Source organism: Flavobacterium sp. KMS (genome assembly GCF_000813005.1).
Lineage (GTDB): Bacteria > Bacteroidota > Bacteroidia > Flavobacteriales > Flavobacteriaceae > Flavobacterium.
Genome location: NZ_JSYP01000019.1, coordinates 68,571 through 90,266 on the forward strand (window position 1 = coordinate 68,571; position 21,696 = coordinate 90,266).

Genomic DNA, 21,696 nt, shown 5'->3' on the forward strand with positions numbered 1-21,696 from the left:
ATATGCATAAGACCATTAGTCGGATTTGGCAAAATCTCACAAATAGAAAACAAACTTTCCATTATTCAATTGCCCGAATCCTTTGTAGCTGTTGGCAGTAGTTATCTTTTAATCATATTTATAATAAATTCTTTTTCAGAACCATTTGGTAAATGTATGATTATCATTTTATTTTTTTTTAAATTTAATTTTTCAATTGAATGATTTATTTTATGATTTATTGAGTTGACATAAAAAATAAATTGTAAACTGTCGATTAAGAATAAATAACCATTTAGTCCACTTTTTGTCTTTATTCTTTTTGGCTGGCTTATTAGGTTTCTTAAGTCATTTTCAGTTCTCATAAAAGACAAAATATTTATTGGATATTCCAATTCATCAATATCAATTCCTTCATAAATTATTTTTCGTATTCTTTCTTCGTGTTTTTTCCCTAATGAAATTTCTTTGAATAAAGGTCTGTTTGTGATGCTTGCTCTCCATAAAATTGATAACAAAAATAATTTCATTTTTTTGTAATCTATATTTTTACAAATCGAATATTCTGCACCATCGTCTGGATTAATATAATTTTCACATTTTGGGCTAATATCTTCAGTTAAATCAGTCCCATATAATGATTTCACTGCATAAGATTCATAAAAAGCGCCTAAAATTCCATTATCACAATCTGAACATAAAATATTTTTATCAAAATCTTCTTTTTGTGTTTTCTTTGTTGCAGTTTTATTTTCGTCAAGATTATATACAACTTCGTAAAATGAATTGTTTTCATCTTTCATTCCTTTAAACATAAACTTAGGAATAATATGAGCATCAATTAATTTTTTATCTTTTTTACAAAGTTTGCAAATAGCCATAGTAAATATTTTTTGAAATTATGAAGTTTATAAAACCCAAAACGGCTCCCGAAGGAGCCATAACTAAAAAAATAGCGGGGAGATCGGGATTCGAACCCGAGAGACAATTACTCGTCTACTTGTTTATGAGACAAGCGCAATAAACCACTCTGCCAGCTCAGAATAAACTCTCATTCAAATTTACTCGGAAATGGAAATTCAAATGTAATATTTTTCTATATTAATTTCAAATTTAAATATTGAAAATTACGTAAGATTCTTCCATTAACCGGAATAATTACTGCCAATATTCTGGTATTAGAGCGGGTTTGGAACTAAATTAAGCCCATTATTCGGATTTGCCAAATATTCTAAATTCAAGACCATTTTTCAATTAAGCCAAATACACAAATCCGCTGTAGTGGCGGTTAGCTGTAGTTTTTTTTATTCGTTTAGTAGCAATAATTATTTACACAAATTTTCCATTCATCTTCATCTTGGTCTTTTCCTTTTATGTCGCCATAGGTGTTGGTTATACAACTTTTGTCAACTTCTGTTGCACAGGATAGATAGTTTGAAACTTTAATGATAGTAGCTTTTCCTTCACCCCAAAATATTATTGCATAAACAGAATAAGAAGAATATTTGTAAGTATTTGTCGCTGTATTTAATTCCGATCCAGATAGGAATGTAACGTCAACAGTATATTTTTTTGACCAACCGTCTTGCGTCATATATTTCACTTCACAAGTTTGAACATATTTAGCTTCTACATTTGTTGTCAAAAGTAAAAACAATGTTGAGAGTAAAATTATTTGTTTCATTAGGTTGTATTGTTTAATTGCTGTCTCTTAATTTCCTTTGGCAGTCTTCAAGTTCACTTTCCAAACTTCTAACTTTCCTTTCCAAATACTCTTTTTGGCTTTTTAAATCGTCATTGTCGTTTTCTAAGTTGCTGTTGTCACTTTCTAAATATGAATTGTCGGAAGATTGATGACTGCTCTGACTTTCATAGTCGTCGTTTTGAGATTTACATTCTTCAAGTTCGTTTTCTAAATCTGTTACTGTATTTTCTAAATCGCTTTTTTTACTTTCGCAATAATCAAGGTCTGAACGAAGTTCTTTTATCTGTTTTTGCTGGTAAATATTGAAACCAAGTGATGTTAAAAAAACAAATGAAATTAAAATTAGAATTAGTAGTTTTTTATTTTTTTCGTTCATAATTATTTATTTTTTGTCAAACATTAAAAAATAGCATATTCCCTTTTTAAATTATTTATTTTAATTGTGTTTACTTGTTTGGCTTTTCAACTCTCTCCCCAAAGTTTTTTCCGAGTTTCTGATCTTCCTCCGGTCGTCCGTAAAATTACAGGTAACGTTCTGGTACTACAGCGGGTTTGGGACTAAATTAGGCCCATTCTTCGGATTTGCCAAATCTTCCCAAATACAAAACCAACTTTCCATTAAGCCTCTTGCCCAAATCCGTTGTAGTAGCTGTTGTAGGCAGTCTTTAATGGACGTCACCTGGATTTGCTGGATTCAGAAAATAGATTAATAAAAATACCGCAACCCATCCAATTGCTCTAATCGTCAATCCTTTTTGTATTGTCCAGTTTGTTTTTACAGAGCCTTCTATTAATGAAGAACCCACAATTGATATTGTTAAAGCAATTAAAGCTTTCAGCATAATTAATTGGATTCCATTGAAAGGTTTACCTAAAAAATATTCGCCACTAAAAATTAAAGCAACACTTGCAAGAAGCATTGGAATTCCAATATATAACTGCAATCTTAATTCCTTATTTTTCACTCTTTTAAATTTTTGATTAAAACCATTAATATTTATATTTCGACTATTAAATTCGTTTAAAAATTTTTCTCTATTTTCTTTAGATGAAAATGAATTTACTAGCTTTTGTATAGTGATGTATTTGTTCTCAGTTTGTTGGACTTCTAAAAGATTATGTTTCTTTATGATTGCATTTATAAGTTCGGAAATTTTAAAAGATATGGGTAAAAAGCTTTCAATGGTTGCTACATAGTCATTTTTTATATCCGCATTATAATAAAAATCATATTCTTGATGAGTTTGTCCAATTGAATTATTTATAATGTTTATTACATTAGTATGTTCACTTAATAACTCATTTATTAAAAGTTGGATGTTTTTAGAATCCACTTCTGTATTATAGTTAATTAAAAATTCTTTTAAATTATTATCTAATTTATCTTTAGCTTCAATAATTTTCAGTGTTAAATTGCTTTCCACTATTTTTTATTAACTATGTCAACAATTTGATCAATTAAATAATTAGTATCCGTAAAGTCTACGGATTCTTTTACATAAATACTTACTGAATCAATTATACTTTTGACTCCAAATCTGTCAGTTTCTTGTAAATTTGAAATCCTCTCTGCAAGGCTTTCAATTACTGAATCTGTAAGTGTAAAACCTATTCCTTTCTTTAGAGCAATTTGATTTAATAGAATTTTAATTTCTTGTTTTTTCATTGTATATAATTTAAGTTAGAATATTATAAATTTAATTTTTGAATCTAAATATTATTCGCGATTTTGGGCAGATTGCCTACAAAACGTTCTGGCACTACAGCGGGTTTGGGATTAAAAATGCGTAATCTTTCGGTTATGCCAAAACTTCCTAATACAAAACCATCTTTCCATTAAGGCTAATGCCCAAATCCGTTGTAGTGGCTGTTACCAGCAGGCATTTATTCTTTAAGGATTAACCAGTTACTTACGCTTCTTCTACAAAGTTGCATTGCTTCTGCATGTTTTGTGCTTAATGCTTCTGTTTTATCTGTGAAATCCCAATCTAAAAAATTATCTCCAGACAATAAAAAACCTGTATGAGTAATTTGAGACCTTATAGTATAGATTTTATTGTATAATTTTTTTGCATCAATGCTACTTGCAACATATTTAAATAAAAATTCTCTAAACTTCGCCGAAATACCCCATATTGGCTTTCCACATTTGTTACATGTATGACTTGATGATTTAATAGATTTACAATCGTTACATTGAAATTCTACTTTATCATTTCTGAACTCATAATTAACTAATGTTTCAATACATGAAACAAAAGAAAAAAAAGATAGGCTTTTCATTGTTTTGAAAAGATCCAATCCATTTGAAAATTGATGAAGCGATGAATTGCAAATTTTCTTTTCATCAGCTGAAAGAGCAAAATATTTTTCCATTACTCTATCAATATTGTTTGGAAAATCAACTTCTTTTTTATTTCCATACATAGGCTCGTACCAATAATAATCTATTCTAGGAATGAGCTCTATTTGTTTAAATTCAGGAGTACTAAAAGCAGTTATTTGAAGGTCTTTAACTATATTCTTATAATAATATAATTGTGCCGACCAGTTACTTGAATAATTATTTATTTCTTCTCTATTTTCTGCATTATTTTCTTCTGGAATTGGAATTGTCCATGACATAACTACATTGCGATAGAAGAAGAATCTAAAATTTGAAATTGTAGAAAGCAAGTTTGTGATTTCTATTAATCTATTGGTTTGATGACTGGTTTTTGAAATCATTTCATTTACACTTTCGTCCTCTTTCCCATCAAAGGCTTTTATTTCTTTAACATTTTCTTCGTTATATTGATATTCAATAATTAATGGAAAATGGTTTGCGTTTTTTGATTTTGGTGCATTTTCAATATTAATTGGATATATCTGAAATTCATCTTTATAGCGATAAATTCCAGTAACTTCTACTTGAGAAAAAATGATGTTTTTAATGTATTTTATTGCCATAGATTATTGATTCTGCTGTCTGCTTGCTGATAACGCTCTCGCGCTACAAGCAGTTTGGGACTAAATTAGCCTAAACTTTCGGTTTTGCCAAATATTTCTGACACACAACCAACTTTCCAGTAAGCCAATTGCCCAAATCCGTTGTAGTAGCTGTTATGGTGCGTTTTTTTTATTCTATCCTATTCCCTTTTCTATCAATATTAAACCATTCATCACTTTCTACATGCTCATGTTCTTCTATACCTAAATATTTTTTGGCTTTAAAAGTAACTTCTGCCTGTCCATTTTCGAACCAACTGGCATAAACACTATCATTCGGATGTTCGATAACTGAGGCAAAATGAATTAATAGTATCAGTTCCAAAAAAAGCATATCGTTCGAATGGTATTATTGTATCTCCTTTAAAGTCAAGATATGCTACTCTTGAACCATCTTGCATGTAATCTTCTTTGTTACGGCTATAAAAGAATCACTCTTTACAGTATCCGATTCCTGCACATCATAGTATTTAAAATCGGTAATCTCTCGATTTATAGATTGCCTACATGATGTCAAAGTCAAAAGCTAGATTCCTATAAATATTAAATGTCGGATTGTCATATTTTCTAATCAATGCTTAATTGTGCAGAACATATTATGTTGGTTTCCTCAAAATGCACCATAACTCATATATATGTCTAATCATGTCCGACTTATCTACCCTAAATTGGGTCGCTATGTCTGACAAATGTCAGTGTTTTTATTTTCAAAAATAAGATATTTATTTCATAAACGATCAAATGGAGTTTTACTTATTGAAGGCTTTTCGGACTAACATGAGTGCAAATTTCGGTGGTCTTGCTACTTTGATGTACGGGAATGAGACTTTAAATAGTGATATTAAATTTAAATAGCAAAATTACACATCATTTAAAATCTTTAAATCTTCTAAAAAAAGGTTCGAATTTTGTACCATCAAGGTCACATCAAAAGGCACTCATATCGAGTGGTTTTAGTATTTTTTGATACCTTTCAATTTTATGTTATGGTTGTTTTTAAAACAATATTCCATATTTTTCACATATTAATATTAAAAAAATCATTTTCGTCAATTTGAAATTAGCAATTTAAAAATATCTATCATATTTTAACAAAATTAAATTTGATATTAAGTTAATAAAAACAGGTATATTTAGTTCATTATAATTTAGGAATGGTATTTTTATACTATTCTAGATTATGGTTTTCCGTAATAAAATGAAAGTTAAAGTACTAATATTTGACAATATTTAAAATTCAGAATATATGGATAATTCTATTATCGATGTTACAGGTGAATCCTATAGCCTTTCAAATAATTTATCAAGAAACTCTAGTGTTCCGTATTGGGGACATCAATATGTATATTCATATTCTGAAATTAACTCTGCGACGAGCCAGCAGCGTGTTTTTTATAAAACTTATAAATTTAATTTTCTAAATAATATTTATACAAATCTTGAAGGCAATAATAACTACGCATTTATTTTGCTTTTTGATCTTTTAAATGAATATGATAATCACAAAAATATAATTCGGCTTGAAAAACAATTAAAAGAATTACGAGCTTATCATCCTAAAACTAAATCGTATTGTGTATCCAATCTGGTTAAAAAATTACTAGAACATGGTCTTCATAATGATGTTGAAAGAATCAGGAAAGAGGAAAATTATTATGATGATTATGCTGGATACGATTATTTAAAATTAGGCGCACAATTTAGAGCAAAATTGAATTTAAGCGATCAGGATGTAGAATTGCTAAACAAATTATGGAATCCTGAAAACAACTTTTTCAGGATCGAATTTTGCAGTTTAGAGGTTGTTAAGTTCTATTTGTACGTAATTAAAAAGATAGAAGAAAAGTATGAAAAAGAATCTTCATCTTTAAGTGCTGAACTTGATAAATTGGCGGACAGCATTGCTTATAAACATTATAATTACAGAAAAGGAAGCAGTAATTACAAATATTCGGTAGAAACTATTGTGAATGAACTTCACTCTAATATTTTTAAATACTGTGAAAATGTTGTTCGGGAGAATTTCGGACATAAAAGGAAATTGAATGTTGATTTACAATACACTTCAAATGAAATTATTGAAGAATATAATAATAGGGTTATTTTAAAATTAAAAAAGATAATGCAAATTTATCTTCCCACGATAAATGAGCCGGATGAAAAAACTGATTTTGAACTGAATACTCAAAATACAACACGATGGAAAATCAAGTTTGATCAATTGTCGATTCAATATAAAACTGATTCAAAAACATTTATTCAGGAGATTATTACTTTAGGAAATCAAAACAAAAATAATCCTTCGGTTGAAAATATTTTTTACGAAGGTTCAAAGTTTATTGCAAGTCACGATAAAGAAGCTGCGCTTACTTTGTATATCTACTATATTTATTATGACCTCAATTCGGTAAAATTTGATAATAAACCATTGAATACAACAGTGCAAAAAAATCTGTTTAAAACTAGCGATCAGTTAAATGATTTTCAGCTTATTATTAATGAGTTTGTACAAGATAAAAATTTAGAAAAAGCATTAAAATCGATTCCAGGTGTATATGCTGCCAAAAGAAAAAAAATACAATTAGACAGAAATGCAATTCGGGAAGTTCATAATAAACATTCCGGAACCATTGAACTGCTTAATGAATATTTGCGAGATGAAGTTGAAATACCAGAAGTTGAAACACCCGTAGTAAATGAAATGGTATTGCAAATAATCCCTCAATCACAAGAATCCCAAACAAGCTCTTTTGAAGAATCAATAAATTTCACAAAAATTCAGGAAGAAATTCTGGACCTTTTTTCAAAAGCAAATCTTTCTATTCTTCAGGCAGATTTTGAAATAGTAGCAAGATCAAAAGGAATGTTTAAAAACCAACTGATCGAAAGCATTAATGAAATTTGTTATGAAACATTAGACGATGTTTTAATTGAAGAAGACGAAGAATTTTACATTATAAACGAAATTTATTTTAACCGAATACTAGCAAAATGATAGAGAATATTAAACCCAAAGAAGCCACAGCAATTATCAATTCATTAATTGGAGGCGTAGTACCCAAAATTGGCGTTCAGCATATTACCGTAGGAAGGTCTGAAGAAATAAGCGCATTTGTAAACGCGTTAGAAGATGTGAAAAACGGACATAGTATGGTGAAGTTTTGGATTGGTGATTTTGGATCCGGAAAATCATTTATGCTTCATTTGCTAAATACTGTTGCTTTGAAACAAAAATTTGTAGTCACAAATGCTGATTTTACTCCAGATAACAGGCTTTATTCTAATGACGGGAAAGGCGTTGCATTGTATTCCGCTATTATGGATAATATTGCAATCCAGACAAAACCTGAAGGTGGAGCATTGCCTACTTTAATGGAAAAATGGATAGAACAAGTGGTTTCAAAAACGGCTCAGGACAATAATATTGCACTAGAAAATATTAGAGATGAAAAATATTTAAGCCTCATTCAGAATAACATCATGAAAACCATCAACGAAATTACCGAAGTTGGAGGTTTTGATTTTGGAACCGTTATAATGAAATATTACGAAGGTTACATTAAAGATGATGAACAATTAAGACGAAATGCCTTAAAGTGGCTTAAAGGTGAATACCGTACAAAAACCGAAGCGAAACAAGATCTGGGAGTAAGAGAAATTATAAATGACCTGAACTATTATGATATGCTCAAAAACTTTTGTAAACTGTTTGTAAGCATGGGATATAGTGGTTTTATGATCAATCTGGATGAAGCAATAAATCTTTATAAAATTTCAACATCAGTAATGAGAGAGAAAAATTACGAAAAGATTTTAAGTATCTATAATGATTGTTTTCAGGGAAAAGTCAGTAATTTATTTTTCAATTTTGCAGGAACAAAAGAAGTTCTCGAAAATGAACGCAGAGGATTATTCAGCTATCATGCTTTAAAATCAAGATTAGAAAGTAATAAGTTTGAAACCGCTGAAATTAGAGATTTTGCACAACCCGTAATTAAATTATTACCTCTGGATCATAATGAAGTTTTTGTATTACTTATAAAGCTAAAATCAATTTTTGATTACAATTATAAAGTCACAACAAATATTTCTGAAGATGATATACAAAGTTTTATGGAAGAAATGTTCAATAAACCAGGCGCGTCTGAGTTTTTAACTCCGCGCGAGGTTATTAGAGATTTCTTAAATATTCTAAACATTCTAAGACAAAATCCAAATTTAGATAAATCCAAATTATTCGGAGATATCGAAATTTCAGATGAAAGACCTGACGATGTTTTAATCGATAGCATTGAAGAAATATAATGGCGTATGAATTATTATCAGAACCCATCCGAAAATACATTCGTGATAAACGATGGGAAGAATTGCGTCCCATTCAAAATGCTGCAATTACAAGAATTTTAACCACAGATAAGCATTATATTCTGGTATCAAGAACAGCTTCAGGAAAAACCGAAGCAGCTTTTTTGCCTGTTTTATCTCAGGTAAATTTCAACGAAAGAGGCGTTCAGGTTTTATATATTTCGCCACTCATCGCTTTGATAAACGATCAGTTTTTTCGTGTTGAGGAATTGTGTAAAAACTTAGAAGTTAATGTTGTCAAATGGCATGGAGAAGCCAATAAAACTTCAAAAGAAAAATTAGTAAAAGATCCAACAGGAATCGTTTTAATGACACCGGAATCACTGGAAGCCATGTTTGTCAATAAACCTTATAATGTAAAACATATTTTTTCCAATCTTAAATTTGTAATTATAGACGAGATTCATTCTTTTATCGGATCAGGAAGAGGCGTACAATTAAAATCTCTTTTGTCCAGATTACAAGATGTAAATGAAAATAACTTCAGGATAATTGGTCTTTCGGCAACTTTAGGAGATTATGCCGAAGCAAAGAAATTTGCGGGTAATACTATAGAAACCACAGTTTTAAGAGATAGTGCATCAAAAGAAATTGAAGCAAATTTCAGGTATTTCCAAAAAGACGCTAATGATTTGCCCTCAGCTCTTATAGATGATTTATACCAGGAAACTAAAGATCGCAAAGTCCTTGTTTTTCCTAATAGCCGCGGACTTGCCGAAGTTGTTGCAGTTCAATTAAAGAAAATTTCAGTTAGGGTAAAAGGACATGTTAATTATTTTTCACATCATTCGTCTGTAGATAAAGAAGTTAGAGAGCACATAGAATCTTTTGCTAAAAGTAATAACCATCAAAATTTTTGCATTTCCTGTACTTCAACTTTAGAACTTGGTATTGATATAGGTGCTGTAGATGAGGTTGTACAAATCGATGCCACATACAGTATTGCATCTTTAATTCAGCGTATCGGAAGAAGCGGACGAAGAGATGGTGCTAAAAGTTTTCTGTTATTATATGCCACAAATAAATGGAGTTTACTCCAATCACTTGCCTGTTGGCATTTGTATAAAGATGGTTTTATAGAACCCAAAGAATCAATGAGTCTTGCCTATGATCTTTTATTGCATCAGGCTTTGTCGATTACAAAAGGACATTCCGGTATTAAGTATACTGATTTGGTGAGACTTTTAAAGAAAAACTTTGCATTCAATGACATTGAAATTTCTGATATAGAAAAAATCTTAAATCATTTGATCGAGATCGATTTGATGGAAAAATTAAGAGACGAAGTAATAATAGGAATTGAAGGCGAAAAAATTGTAAATGACAGAGATTTCTACAGCGCATTTACACTTGAGGACAATTTTAAAGTAGTAAATGCAGGTATTAAAATAGGTGAAATTCCGTTAAGTTCACAAATTATAGAAAATGAAAATATTCTACTGGCGGCAAAAATATGGAAGATTGTGTTTGTTGATCTCAAGTCAAAAAAAATAGAAGTTATACGAACAAACGATGGTAAAAAGCCCATATTTTCTGGTGATGGCGGAATTGTTCATGCTGTAATTAGACAAAAAATGTTTGAGATACTTTATCAGGATAAAGTTTATGCTGAACTCAATGAAGAATCTGCTGATGAATTAGACGAAATGAGAAGTGATTTTTCAACTTTTACAATAAAAAGTATCGAATCAGAAAGACTATTATTGGTTTCAGAAAAAAAACTTGTATTCTCTACTTTTACAGGAACAAAGACAAACAGAACATTACAATTTCTTTTTAATATTTTAGACATAAAAAACTCATTAGAAGATATGGAAAGCTCATTTGATATTTACCTTTCTAAAGATGACTTTTTATCTAAGCTAAATTTTTTAAGTACTAACGTTCAGGTTATTGATAAAATGATAACAGAAGAATTAGAAAAAGATCCCGAATTATTAAAAGTTTCTAAATGGGGAATATATCTTCCAGTTCAATTTCAAATTGAATGGATGAAACAAAATTATTTTGATGTAAAACAAACGCAGGAATTTTTACTTAAAATGGAAAATATTATTACAAATTTATAGCTTCTCATACTTTTATGATAATTTTCAGATGATATTTTGTATAAAAATTCGATATAAATTAAAGAAGTAAGTATCTATTAAAATTCAATTCAAACTATCAGATTAAGTTTAAAAAGTTAAAGATTGCGAATTATTTTTAGTAGTAATGATTCGAATCTTTCTGCCTTCACATTCAAAAACAAAGCAAGCCGGTGTAATACTTTGTAATCTTTTCTGTTTTTAGTGACCGCGTGGGTTCAAACCTTATTAATTCAAATAATTTTTGAGACGTATTTTTTGAGACGCATTTATCAAATGATTGTTTATTCTTCTAATATCTTATTTAATTTTGTCACAAAGTTAGAGAACCGCTTGCGGGCGCTAGCAAAAAATTCCCCCATAAATACAGCAAAAAATTCCTGCTTTATTGCGTTGCTTTTTGCGCTTGCTAAGCGATTCCCGATGAATGTTCCATAATTAATAAAATATAGAAATTATGGAAACTTTAAATCAAAACTGGCAGACTGTATCTGAAATTGAACTGATTTACAAAACAAAAGTAAGAGCCTCTGAAAGACCACAAATCAAATCTTCCAGAGATGCATACCACCTTGCTCTCTCAGCTTGGGATAGTAATAAGATAGAATTTTTTGAACAGTTCAAAGTATTGCTTATGAATAACGCTCATAAAGCACTTGGAATTTATGAAATCTCTTCTGGTGGAGTTACAGGCACTGTTGTAGACCTTAGATTAATATTCTCCGCAGCTCTTAAAGCAAATGCTACATCACTTATGATGATTCACAATCATCCTTCAGGAAACCTTACAGCCTCTGAAGCAGATAAACAGGTAACTAGAAGAGTAAAAGAAGTCGGAAGACTTCTTGATATAACATTAATAGATTCATTAATTATAACTACCGAATCCTATTATTCCTTTGCAGATGAAGGCGCTTTGTAAGCGCCTTTTTTCCCCTTTTCATTTAAGGCTAGCTATCTATTTAGGGCGCAAATTAGGCAACACTTTAGGTACTCTAGCGGTTCGACTCATTTTATATTATCTATGAACTCAATTCCTTTTTCTGTTAGTTTATGATAACGTACGTCATTTATTCGTTTATCAAATTCAATATATTCAAATTTAACTAGAAAATTTACTAATACACCAGCTTCTACGTGATCTTTATATTTAAAATTACTACTTTTTCGAACATAATTATAAGCATCCGTTTCAATATCGAAGGAATATTTGGCACTTAAATATTTTCCGTGTTTACTGAAGAACACTATCGCTTCTCTAGCGAATTCATCATCAGTCCAAATCATATGTTTATTTATTATATTACTATTTATAATATAGCCCTTTTTTATTCAGACTTGCCAAATCTCGCTAAGTACCATACCACTTTCTAATGAGCCAAATATCCAATTCCGTTGGAGTAGCTGTTGGCCGTAGTCATTTACTATTGATTTGTTTTAAAATAGACTTCTTTGTGGTTTTCTAACGGAATTAATTTATTGAAAAGAATAATTCCTTTACTAGCGTTAAGCATTTGAATAATATATTTTGCTAATGTGTCATATACTAAAGATTCCATTTTTTCTTCTCGATTATTACGATTACCAATTCCACTATTTAAATCAGATTTAAGACCATCTTTTTCTTGAGTCAGGGAACCATTTTCACCTAAGACATCATTTACTTCTAATATTTCCTTTAATTGGTTAAAATGTAAGAATTCAGCTCTACTGCCCTTTTCTTTAGCTTCGCCTCTTGTGAACTGTAATAATGGATCAGGCGAGTTAATATCGATACTAGTATTAATTGTCATTCCATTTTTTTTAACGCAAGATTCGAGTAAAGAAATACATATTTGCATAATTATAATTATTAGTTAGTATTTTAGTTTAAACATATTTTGATTAAGCTTAGTGACAACATTCTGCTACAAAAGACAGTTTCGTTCTAAATTAAGCCCTTTATTTGGATTTACCAAACATCCCAAATAACAAACCAACTGTTCATCAATCTTTAATGATATCTCTATCTGAAAATTTATAATTTTATTTGAAACCATGATAGAAGAATTGAACTGGAAAAAGCGATTATTGGTCTGGGTGTAAAATTTGACCGAGCCTTTTTTTCTAAACTTTTTTCAACTGAAGATTTAAACTAATTTTTTTTGCTCATTAAAATTAAAAAAGACAGCTAAAAGCTGTCTTTTTTAAACTGTTTAATTCTTCTAAAGTTAAAATGCTTCTTCCAATCATTGTTTGGGGAATAATCCTTCAATCGTTTTAATTGGCAGAAACATTTTTCCTGTACTTGGTATCATAATAAATCCATAACTCTCGTAAAATTCAATCGCTTTTTGGTCTAATGGATCAACTATAACAGCATAAAGTGCCATAGTGTTTTTTGATACTTCTAAGCATTTTTTTAATGCATCAAACAATAAAATCTCTCCAAGTCCTTTTCCTTGATCACTTTCATTTACAGCTAACCTTCCTAATAAGGCTAACGGAACACTATATGACTTCGGCATTTTTTTTGTTAGCTCAGGTGGAAAATCTTCCCACGCAATTGAGCTTGTTGTCAATGTAAAAAAACCTAATACTCTGTTTTTATCTGAATCAATGTCTGTTAAAACATGACAAACTGACAAATCTCTTTTGGCGTCCTGCCCCGCTTGTTTGTGGAAATAATTATCTAATAATTCTTTACCACATTTAAATTTTTTTCTTTCGTGATCCTCCGTAAGGACATTAATCTTTAGATTCATTTTGTTCAATAAATTTAAAATGGTTCGCTTGAGCCCTCTTAAGTTTATCATTAGCCTTTGGTGGATTTAAAATAGCATCCATGAATATTTTCTTATCCTCGTAGGTTTTTAAAACAGTCTCATTTTCTTTAATGATTTTGTTTGCCTCGGTATTAATACAATAAACAACAAATTCTGTTACATTTTTAAACCCTTTCAGGACTGATGCGTACTTAATCAACTCCTTATGTTCTTTACTGATACGAACATCAATTCGGTCGTTAATGATTGTTGACATATTATAGCTATTATTCGATTATATTTAATTTGATTTGATTTGATTTAATTTGATTTAATTTGATTTGATTTAATTTTTTATAACTTTTTGATTTAGCAAGATTTAAGTGAATAGTTTATTTTTAGTATTGTCCTCTATTTGTCTTTCTTGTCGTCTTTTCTTCTCTTCTAATTTTTCTTACCAGTTATTTAAGGTTTTTCTTTATTTTATGAGTTGTATTTATGACATTTCTCTAGACTTGTTTCCGAATCTCTTTAGTCTTTTAAAGATTTAGATCTCGTATCAGTTTTGCAAATGTACGTATTTATCACGTACGTTGTGTGTTTTTTTGTGTTTTATTTTTACTTTGTAGATTATGTTTGTTGTGTCTGTTGTTTTTTCCTTTCTTTTATGATTGGCGTTCCCTACGGCATTAGAGCTGTCCGCACTTAAACTTAGCTATTCTAATAATTCGCTTTTTTTTGTAATAATTAGAGCTTGTATTTCGGAAAAGCTTCTCGATGATATATACAGCTTAACCATTAATTTTTTTTTTAAAATGAAAAAAATTAAGCAAAAGAAGTTTTTTGAACTTAAGTTAAGTGTCGATTTAATATTGACCAGAGGAGACATTAAGCGTCTTATCAAGATTTTTAAGAACTTATTTTAAAGTACTAAACCCATCTGTTCAGATGGGTTTTTATGTAAATGGACTTTTGTTTGTGTAATTATGAACTTACTCAATTTGTCATAGATTTTTAAAGCACGTAACTTTAAACAAATTAAAAATAGGAAATCAACATTATCAATATTCTTTATACTTTCAATTCTAAATTAGTCAAGTATCAAACTTTGATTTTTTAATAATAGCACTTATATAAAATAATATATTGATTTAAACATCTGAAAATGATATTTTAAAATATTGTATTATTGTATTAAACAGAATTTTTATGAAGAAATATCTACTAATTACATTGGCATGTTCAACAATTTGTTGTGCTCAACAAAAAGATGTTACTAAGCAAAATACTACAATTACAAAATTTGTCACTGTTCCTATCAAAAAAGATACAATCAAAGCAACTGTAAAAACTAAACCAACTGTTGTTCCGGTTGATTCCAAAAAGGATACCAATATTATACTTGTTAAGCAAGAAGTTACTGGTACAGATTGGGCAAAATATGCTCTACCTATACTTACTTTGTTTCTCGGTATAGGTATAAATCGATTAATTGACTTGATCAGTAAAAGAAATGCAACTATCAGAAATGGTGAAAGATGGGTTGTTGAACTAAGAAGTACAGAAGTCCCATTAAGTCAACAAATGACTGATTTAATTGCATTTAGAGATAGCCTGAGTTGTATTGAATTTGTTATTCCTGAAATAAAAGCAATGACTAATTTAAATGGCGATGTATTCAAATCATTAGACAAAAATGAATTTATAAAATTTATTGAAATTAAAAATGCTAAGCCATTACACAAACGAATTTTCGATAGTCAAGAAGAAAAAGAAAAAGCATATAAAAAAGTAGTGAGCATATCTAATTATACTCACGGTCACATTGCAATAATGGAGCATCAACACAATCTTATTAGCGAAAAATTCAAGTCATATACGACTGGTACATCAGGACACGTTCAGTCCTTCAATAATCATCTACAAGAGTTTCTCAGAGAATACGGAATGTATAATTTGAATTATGAAAAAGAGGGTGTAAATATTTTCGAAGATGAAAGAACAGCACTATTAAGTTTTTTATATACTGCTCAAATTGCACCTCATATAGAAGATGGTGGATACAATCCATTTAAGTTGAGAGATGAATTTTTCATACCTAGCATCAGACACTTAGCACATTATCGATTTGAAGAAAAAACTCTTCTACTCGCCAAAAGTATTACTACTTGTTTAAATGATATTGCAGGTATCAAAATGGAAGTTGTTTATATGACTAAAAACGTAAATATTATTCTAGAACGTTATACAGAATTAATAAATTCCCTACCTGATGTAATTAATGATATAATAGGAGAAAAAGAATAATATGAAATAGTTCTCCCGCTACTGCGAGCGGAATACTCGTGTCAAAAATTTTAATTTTTTATAACTAACTAATCACTTCCTAATATTATTTCTCTCATTTTTAAAAATTTAAATTTTAAAGCATTATAAGATGTGGTCTTAACAAACTTAATTAAAGAGTAATAAAATGACATCATTTTTATATCATAGTTTAACATTTTAGAAGCGAAAATAGGGAATGTTTTTATTACTATTTATGCAGATAAAATTTCATTAAAATCATACACAAATCGGTTAGATATTTGAATGCTTCCCGCTACTAATTGGAATCTTGTTGAACTTATATCTTCCTAGCGGGAACAGGACTCTAACCTAGTTCTGTCTAAACAAGCTCTTAAACTGATACAAGATTCTTTCGAGTAATCGTAAATCTTCGGTAACAATTTCGGCACTACCTTTCATTTCTTGTTGAAAAGGGATTTTCTTATTATACGATGTTTCTAATCCCTGAGGAAGCGATACATCCAACAATAGATTCCCATCTTTATCTGGAATAAGTGAAATATTTTCGACCTTACCTCTGATTACACCAAACTCTCTGTCTGGAAAATTAAATAATCTGATATTAACTTTTTGTCCTAATTTAATTTTCCCTGAATTCTGAGCCTTTGCTTTGGCTTTGCCAATATATCCTTTTTCAGTATCCGGAATAATAGAAAAAACATTCTCTCCTGAAGTAATAGTCTGATTTTCTGTCCAAACTTGCAAAAAAGTAACAACACCAGGAATTGATGATCTTAATGTATAAGCTAATTCCCAATCTTTGATTCCTTTTTTTAACTGATAAAAAGATTGCATTAAGTTCCGTTCTAAATTCACTTCCTCTTTCGTTCCGCTTATTTTAGTACCCTGACTTGATCTGGAGTTTTCTATAAGAGACGATTTTAACTGCGATATTGAAGAAAGTAAGCCTTTATAATTTTTATCTGCCTGAAGGTAACTCAACTTTTTATTTTCCAAATCCTGAGTCGAAATAACGCCTTTTGCATACAAGGCCTCGAAACGATTAACATCATTTTTTTGGAGTTGTAATTCGCTTTCATTAATACTTTTTTGCTGCTGCAAAATAGCCAATCGCTCTTCAATCTGGGTATGCTCTGATTTTTGAGCATTATTTTCAACCTGAAAAGGCTGCAAACTTGCATTAAGTTTCCAAGCTGCATAATCTTTTTGAAATACTCCGTAAGCATTTTCCATCTCTCCAAACTGCATATTGTTTAGGGAAGCAAATGGAAATTCTTTATTCCTGTCGTTTATATTAAAATTGTCTACTGTATTTTTTAAAACAAAAACATCTTTATAATTAGCTGAATTTTCGATAATTGCAAGTGGCGTATTTTTGGACACTTTCGCTTTATCTTTTACTAAAATTGCTTCGATTCTACCAGTAGTTTTGGCTACTAATTTCTCAGGAGGAATAGAAGTTGTAATACTTATTTCTGTACCAACGACATCTGGATATTTAAGAAACCAGGAAACAAAAAACAGCATGCATATTATTGCAAAGATTAAAACTGTCCCCCATCGTATCATCCAATGTGGCACTCTTGTAAGGATATCCTGAACTTCTTCGCTTCTTAATTCAAATTTTGTATTGTCTTCTGCCATGTTTTAATTTCCTAATTGCAATTGATTACGAACCAATTCAAAATAATTTCCTTTTTGTTCTACTAATGCTGAGTGACTTCCTATTTCGATAATCTTTCCTTTATCTAAAACAACAATCTGATCTGCATTCATAACTGTACTCAATCGGTGCGCAATTACTACAACCGTTTTATCCTTGAAGAAGATATCCAGTTTCCCCATAATTGATTTTTCATTATTAGCGTCTAATGCTGAAGTTGCTTCATCAAAGAATAACATTTCGGGGTTTTTATATACTGCCCTCGCAATTAATAATCGTTGTTTTTGTCCTGTACTCATTCCAACTCCTTCTGATCCTATCTTGGTATTATAACCAAGAGGCAAACTAGTGATATACTCTTTTATGTTGGCCACATCGGCAGCATATACCAATCGTTCTTTATCTATTTTATCGACTCCAATTGCTATATTATTAGCAATTGTATCACTAAAAATAAATCCTTCCTGCATAACTGCTCCAATGTTGTTACGCCATGCTTTTTGCGAAATATTTTTGAGTTGTGTATTCCCTATATTAATTTCGCCATTATTTGGTTCGTAGAATTTTAGTAATAACTTCATTAAAGTAGTTTTTCCGCTTCCACTAACGCCTACAATTGCAGTTACTTTATGGGCAGGAATCACTAAATTTAAGTCATCTAAAACAGGAATGTCTGATCCTAAATAGCGATACGATAAATCTTTGATGATTATGTCACTGTCTTGTGGAATATCTTGGGTTTGATGTACTTCTTGCTGCACCTCATCTTCCTTATCATGAATTTCTGATAATCTTGCCAACGATATTTTTGCATCTTGCACTTCGCGCACAAACTCTATAAGCTGTGTAATCGGACCATTTAAACTCCCAACGATAGAACTTATTGCAAGCATCATCCCAAGAGTAATCTGACCATCGATTACTAGTTTTGCCGAAAGGAAAATTATAAAAATATTCTTTAATTCATTAATCACAGACGAACCTATTGTTTGGGTCTGTTCTAAGACTAGTCCTTTTATAGAAACTCTAAATAATCTTGCCTGAACATACTCCCATCCCCATCTTTTTTGCTTCTCGGCATTATGCAGTTTTATTTCCTGCATTCCGTTTATGAGCTCCATAACCTTGCTTTGCTCCTGACTAACTTCTGAAAATCGCTTATAATCGAGTTCTTCTCTTCGTTTTAAGAATAAAGTTATCCATCCGAAATACAATATACTTCCCGCAAAAAACACTAAGAATATCTGAAGATTATAATATGCCAGAACACCTCCCATAATTATCATATTAATGACTGAAAACAATACATTTAATGATGATGTGGTAAGAATTCTTTCTATACGACGATGGTCGTTTATACGCTGCATAATATCTCCCGTCATTCGGACATCAAAAAACGAAATTGGCAAATTCATTAATTTGATAAAGAAATCTGAAATTAAAGAAATATTTATCCTGGTAGATAAATGCAATAATATCCAACTCCTGATAAGTTCTAATCCCGTTCTTCCTGCAAAAAGAAATAATTGCGCAAACAGAATTAAATAAATAAAATGAATGTTTTGATTTTGTATCCCTACATCGACAATACTCTGGGTAAGAAATGGAAAAATTAGCTGTAATAAACTACTAGCTAATAAACTTATACTTAACTGGATTAGGAATGATTTATATCGCAAGACATATTGCGATAATAGTCCAAATCCTAAACCCTTTTTATCTTCTTTATCAAATTCTGATTGAAAGAATCTCGGAGTGGCTTCTAATAATAATGCAATCCCTTCCTGAGTAGAATCATCAGCATTATTACCTATCCAAAACTTAATAAAATCTTTCTGGTTATATTCTATCAATCCAAAGGCTGGATCAGAAATATAATAAACCCCTCTCTTAATTTTATAAAGCACAACATAGTGATTTTTATTCCAATGCAGAATACAAGGCAAACTAATTTCTTGCATTGATATAATGGAAAGTTTTACTCCTAAAGTTCTAAAGCCAATATTTTCGGCAGCATCGCTTAATTTTAATAAATTGCTCCCAACTCGAGTAGTTTCAGCTTTATCCCTTAGTAATTGTATATCTATATTTTTTCCGCAGAACTTAGAAATTATTTTTAAACAAGTTGGCCCACAATCTTTTATATCAACTTGCTTGTAAAACGGAAAATCAGTCATTTATTATTTTTTTTGAGTACGGTTTTGAGAATTATTAATATCACTGCGTTTGATTTAAATCAATTAAATCTTCAATAAAGAAATCCAAATCTGCGATTTCATATAAATCTGACGGGAATAAATGATTGTTAATGACTATGGCAGGCGTGAAATTAATTTCATTTTGATTACACCATTCTTTTTCAATTATAAAACCTTCCGATTTCTCTAATAGGGTATCTTTGGTTTCTTCTGAAATCCATTTATCTTTATCATTACATTCAAACATACCATTCATTTTTTCTAGAAAAACGTTCTCCCCTTTTAATTTGTAAATGTTGAGAAGATAATTAGAGATTAAGAATTCAACATCATTTACATCATCATAAAAAAGGTAGAACCGTATTGTTAAAGTGATTTCATCGTAATGTTTTTGAATAATTTCATTTAAAATAAGATGTGTTTTTCCACATTCATCACATAAAGGATTTATTACTATTGTAATATTTAATTTAGAATCTTTGTTACCAACGACTATCTCTTCAATTTCAGAATCAAATAAGGTTAAAACTTTACTACTGCTTAACGCCGAATGAAATAAACTAAAATTTTGTTTAAATTTATTGTGCTTAATTTTGATGTCTTTTAACTCTTGTCTTAAATAAACTTGTTTTTTGTAATAGTTAAAACCGATGCATGAAAATAAAGACATAACTAGAAATGTATAAATAGATTCAATATTAAATTGTAATGCTCTATTTGATACATCCCCATTCGTTATAACTATTTGAATTAATAATATTGTAATAATTATCATGCATAAAGGACACCATTTTTTAAGCACCCTTAATTGATAAAACAAGGAATAAAAAATTAGAGGTATTGTTAAAATATTTAATATAGTTAGCAGCCCACTACTGTTAATATCGAAATATTTCATCATACATGTAGTTATTGCCAAAGAGAAAAAGTAGACTAAACTAAGATCACTTAGTTTAATTTTTTTAAAAATTACTCCTCCTTTAGAATTTACAACTTCCTCGCAATTACTTTTTTTAAATGGTGTACAAATTTTATTTATGATGTGAAATTTATATCCTACTTCACTTGAATAAATAAGATAACTTATAAATAAACCAAAAAGGCTGAGGATAAAATGATAAAAACAATATAATGAAGGATTAAGTTTTATGAAAAAATAAACCAAAAAAATAAAAAATGAATAATACATGAATGCTTTAAAACTAAAAACGACCTTATTATAAAGAAATGGCAGGTAAGATTCTTTATCATCAATCAAAATAACCAAAGAGCACCAATGATCAAAAAACTCTTGATAACTGACAGTTCTACTTACGCTTTTGCTGAACCTAATTTCAATACTATCTGATTTATTCTTTGCTATAACCAATGTATTTTTGTTTTGCAAATCCACAACCATAGTTAGAAAAGTATCGGGTAATTCGTCTAGTCCTATTTTATTTTTTTCAATCTCATAAATTGAGCTTCTAATTTTTAGCAAATCTAAAATTTGAATAATTGAAACAATCCCAGGAAAATTAGAATTACTCAAAAGATTTATCTCTAAATAATCTTCATCAATATAGATGTTAGCATTCTCTAAATAGGTCTTAGTCAAATACAAAAAGTTGCTAATCTCATTATTCATATTACTATCCAATTGTTTTAATCCTTTTAT

At 29.8% G+C, this 21,696-nt stretch carries 19 protein-coding genes; 5 read left to right on the forward strand and 14 right to left on the reverse strand.

Annotated elements, in window-relative coordinates; genetic code table 11:
* Nucleotides 1-101 precede the first annotated feature (101 nt).
* From OA93_RS17865 to OA93_RS17900, 7 genes are all read right to left on the reverse strand, one after another.
* On the reverse strand, nt 102-782 hold the full coding sequence (locus OA93_RS17865) for a hypothetical protein (RefSeq protein WP_123912071.1): 681 nt from the start codon (nt 780-782) through the stop codon (nt 102-104).
* A gap of 509 nt (nt 783-1,291) precedes the next feature.
* Nucleotides 1,292-1,663 (reverse strand): hypothetical protein, encoded by a 372-nt coding sequence (locus tag OA93_RS17875; RefSeq protein ID WP_086894122.1) that lies wholly within the window; start codon nt 1,661-1,663, stop codon nt 1,292-1,294.
* Between the two features lie 13 nt (nt 1,664-1,676).
* A complete protein-coding gene (locus tag OA93_RS17880) occupies nt 1,677-2,060 on the reverse strand; it encodes a hypothetical protein (RefSeq protein WP_039114995.1) in 384 nt (127 codons plus the stop codon).
* Nucleotides 2,061-2,349: 289 nt separating this feature from the next.
* Complete coding sequence (locus OA93_RS17885) at nt 2,350-3,108, reverse strand: hypothetical protein (protein ID WP_039114996.1); 759 nt, start codon at nt 3,106-3,108, stop codon at nt 2,350-2,352.
* Nucleotides 3,108-3,350, reverse strand: coding sequence for a hypothetical protein (locus tag OA93_RS17890; protein WP_039114997.1), 243 nt, complete (start codon nt 3,348-3,350; stop codon nt 3,108-3,110). The genes OA93_RS17885 and OA93_RS17890 overlap by 1 nt, the downstream gene beginning before the upstream one ends.
* 218 nt (nt 3,351-3,568) lie before the next feature.
* Nucleotides 3,569-4,633 (reverse strand): hypothetical protein, encoded by a 1,065-nt coding sequence (locus tag OA93_RS17895; protein ID WP_039114998.1) that lies wholly within the window; start codon nt 4,631-4,633, stop codon nt 3,569-3,571.
* Between the two features lie 169 nt (nt 4,634-4,802).
* Nucleotides 4,803-5,006 (reverse strand): hypothetical protein, encoded by a 204-nt coding sequence (locus OA93_RS17900; RefSeq protein ID WP_039115002.1) that lies wholly within the window; start codon nt 5,004-5,006, stop codon nt 4,803-4,805.
* A 912-nt stretch (nt 5,007-5,918) separates the two neighbouring features.
* On the opposite strand from OA93_RS17900, the gene OA93_RS17905 reads away from it, so the two are divergent.
* The 4 genes from OA93_RS17905 to OA93_RS17920 all read left to right on the forward strand — a co-directional run bounded on the left by OA93_RS17905 (nt 5,919) and on the right by OA93_RS17920 (nt 12,046).
* Nucleotides 5,919-7,667 carry a tellurite resistance TerB C-terminal domain-containing protein gene (locus OA93_RS17905; protein ID WP_039115003.1) on the forward strand — a complete coding sequence of 583 codons (1,749 nt, stop codon included), beginning with the start codon at nt 5,919-5,921 and terminating at the stop codon, nt 7,665-7,667.
* Entirely contained in the window at nt 7,664-8,977 is a 1,314-nt protein-coding gene (locus OA93_RS17910; RefSeq protein WP_039115004.1) for an ATP-binding protein, read from the forward strand. The genes OA93_RS17905 and OA93_RS17910 overlap by 4 nt, the downstream gene beginning before the upstream one ends.
* The gene (locus OA93_RS17915) at nt 8,977-11,106 is read left to right on the forward strand and encodes a DEAD/DEAH box helicase (protein WP_039115005.1); all 2,130 of its coding nucleotides are present in this window, start codon (nt 8,977-8,979) and stop codon (nt 11,104-11,106) included. Before OA93_RS17910 ends, OA93_RS17915 begins: the two co-directional genes overlap by 1 nt.
* Before the next feature lie 475 nt (nt 11,107-11,581).
* Nucleotides 11,582-12,046, forward strand: coding sequence for a JAB domain-containing protein (locus OA93_RS17920; RefSeq protein WP_039115006.1), 465 nt, complete (start codon nt 11,582-11,584; stop codon nt 12,044-12,046).
* Between the two features lie 86 nt (nt 12,047-12,132).
* Here the strand turns inward: OA93_RS17920 and OA93_RS17925 are convergent, their stop codons facing one another.
* The 4 genes from OA93_RS17925 to OA93_RS17940 all read right to left on the reverse strand — a co-directional run bounded on the left by OA93_RS17925 (nt 12,133) and on the right by OA93_RS17940 (nt 14,145).
* Nucleotides 12,133-12,411, reverse strand: a complete 279-nt coding sequence (locus tag OA93_RS17925) for a hypothetical protein (protein ID WP_039115007.1) — start codon at nt 12,409-12,411, stop codon at nt 12,133-12,135.
* Between the two features lie 137 nt (nt 12,412-12,548).
* Nucleotides 12,549-12,917 carry a hypothetical protein gene (locus OA93_RS17930; RefSeq protein ID WP_123912073.1) on the reverse strand — a complete coding sequence of 123 codons (369 nt, stop codon included), beginning with the start codon at nt 12,915-12,917 and terminating at the stop codon, nt 12,549-12,551.
* Nucleotides 12,918-13,352: 435 nt separating this feature from the next.
* Nucleotides 13,353-13,868 carry a GNAT family N-acetyltransferase gene (locus OA93_RS17935; RefSeq protein WP_039115009.1) on the reverse strand — a complete coding sequence of 172 codons (516 nt, stop codon included), beginning with the start codon at nt 13,866-13,868 and terminating at the stop codon, nt 13,353-13,355.
* Nucleotides 13,852-14,145 (reverse strand): DUF1778 domain-containing protein, encoded by a 294-nt coding sequence (locus OA93_RS17940; protein WP_039115011.1) that lies wholly within the window; start codon nt 14,143-14,145, stop codon nt 13,852-13,854. The genes OA93_RS17935 and OA93_RS17940 overlap by 17 nt, the downstream gene beginning before the upstream one ends.
* 932 nt (nt 14,146-15,077) lie before the next feature.
* Between OA93_RS17940 and OA93_RS17945 the strand changes: the two genes are divergently transcribed.
* On the forward strand, nt 15,078-16,175 hold the full coding sequence (locus tag OA93_RS17945; protein ID WP_039115012.1) for a hypothetical protein: 1,098 nt from the start codon (nt 15,078-15,080) through the stop codon (nt 16,173-16,175).
* A 351-nt stretch (nt 16,176-16,526) separates the two neighbouring features.
* On the opposite strand, the gene OA93_RS17950 is transcribed toward OA93_RS17945, so the two are convergent.
* The 3 genes from OA93_RS17950 to OA93_RS17960 are packed head-to-tail and all read right to left on the reverse strand — an operon-like array spanning nt 16,527 to nt 21,666.
* On the reverse strand, nt 16,527-17,822 hold the full coding sequence (locus OA93_RS17950) for an HlyD family efflux transporter periplasmic adaptor subunit (protein ID WP_039115013.1): 1,296 nt from the start codon (nt 17,820-17,822) through the stop codon (nt 16,527-16,529).
* Between the two features lie 3 nt (nt 17,823-17,825).
* On the reverse strand, nt 17,826-20,018 hold the full coding sequence (locus OA93_RS17955) for a peptidase domain-containing ABC transporter (RefSeq protein WP_039115014.1): 2,193 nt from the start codon (nt 20,016-20,018) through the stop codon (nt 17,826-17,828).
* 40 nt (nt 20,019-20,058) lie between these two features.
* Nucleotides 20,059-21,666 carry a vitamin K epoxide reductase family protein gene (locus OA93_RS17960; protein ID WP_082001834.1) on the reverse strand — a complete coding sequence of 536 codons (1,608 nt, stop codon included), beginning with the start codon at nt 21,664-21,666 and terminating at the stop codon, nt 20,059-20,061.
* Nucleotides 21,667-21,696: the final 30 nt, after the last annotated feature.

Coding starts and splice junctions, on each gene's coding strand:
- OA93_RS17865 (WP_123912071.1), bottom strand. CDS start 782: ATGAAAGATGAAAACAATTCATTTTACGAAGTTGTATATAATCTTGAC.
- OA93_RS17875 (WP_086894122.1), bottom strand. CDS start 1,663: ATGAAACAAATAATTTTACTCTCAACATTGTTTTTACTTTTGACAACA.
- OA93_RS17880 (WP_039114995.1), bottom strand. CDS start 2,060: ATGAACGAAAAAAATAAAAAACTACTAATTCTAATTTTAATTTCATTT.
- OA93_RS17890 (WP_039114997.1), bottom strand. CDS start 3,350: ATGAAAAAACAAGAAATTAAAATTCTATTAAATCAAATTGCTCTAAAG.
- OA93_RS17895 (WP_039114998.1), bottom strand. CDS start 4,633: ATGGCAATAAAATACATTAAAAACATCATTTTTTCTCAAGTAGAAGTT.
- OA93_RS17900 (WP_039115002.1), bottom strand. CDS start 5,006: ATGCTTTTTTTGGAACTGATACTATTAATTCATTTTGCCTCAGTTATC.
- OA93_RS17905 (WP_039115003.1), top strand. CDS start 5,919: ATGGATAATTCTATTATCGATGTTACAGGTGAATCCTATAGCCTTTCA.
- OA93_RS17910 (WP_039115004.1), top strand. CDS start 7,664: ATGATAGAGAATATTAAACCCAAAGAAGCCACAGCAATTATCAATTCA.
- OA93_RS17915 (WP_039115005.1), top strand. CDS start 8,977: ATGGCGTATGAATTATTATCAGAACCCATCCGAAAATACATTCGTGAT.
- OA93_RS17920 (WP_039115006.1), top strand. CDS start 11,582: ATGGAAACTTTAAATCAAAACTGGCAGACTGTATCTGAAATTGAACTG.
- OA93_RS17925 (WP_039115007.1), bottom strand. CDS start 12,411: ATGATTTGGACTGATGATGAATTCGCTAGAGAAGCGATAGTGTTCTTC.
- OA93_RS17930 (WP_123912073.1), bottom strand. CDS start 12,917: ATGACAATTAATACTAGTATCGATATTAACTCGCCTGATCCATTATTA.
- OA93_RS17935 (WP_039115009.1), bottom strand. CDS start 13,868: ATGAATCTAAAGATTAATGTCCTTACGGAGGATCACGAAAGAAAAAAA.
- OA93_RS17940 (WP_039115011.1), bottom strand. CDS start 14,145: ATGTCAACAATCATTAACGACCGAATTGATGTTCGTATCAGTAAAGAA.
- OA93_RS17945 (WP_039115012.1), top strand. CDS start 15,078: ATGAAGAAATATCTACTAATTACATTGGCATGTTCAACAATTTGTTGT.
- OA93_RS17950 (WP_039115013.1), bottom strand. CDS start 17,822: ATGGCAGAAGACAATACAAAATTTGAATTAAGAAGCGAAGAAGTTCAG.
- OA93_RS17955 (WP_039115014.1), bottom strand. CDS start 20,018: ATGACTGATTTTCCGTTTTACAAGCAAGTTGATATAAAAGATTGTGGG.
- OA93_RS17960 (WP_082001834.1), bottom strand. CDS start 21,666: ATGAATAATGAGATTAGCAACTTTTTGTATTTGACTAAGACCTATTTA.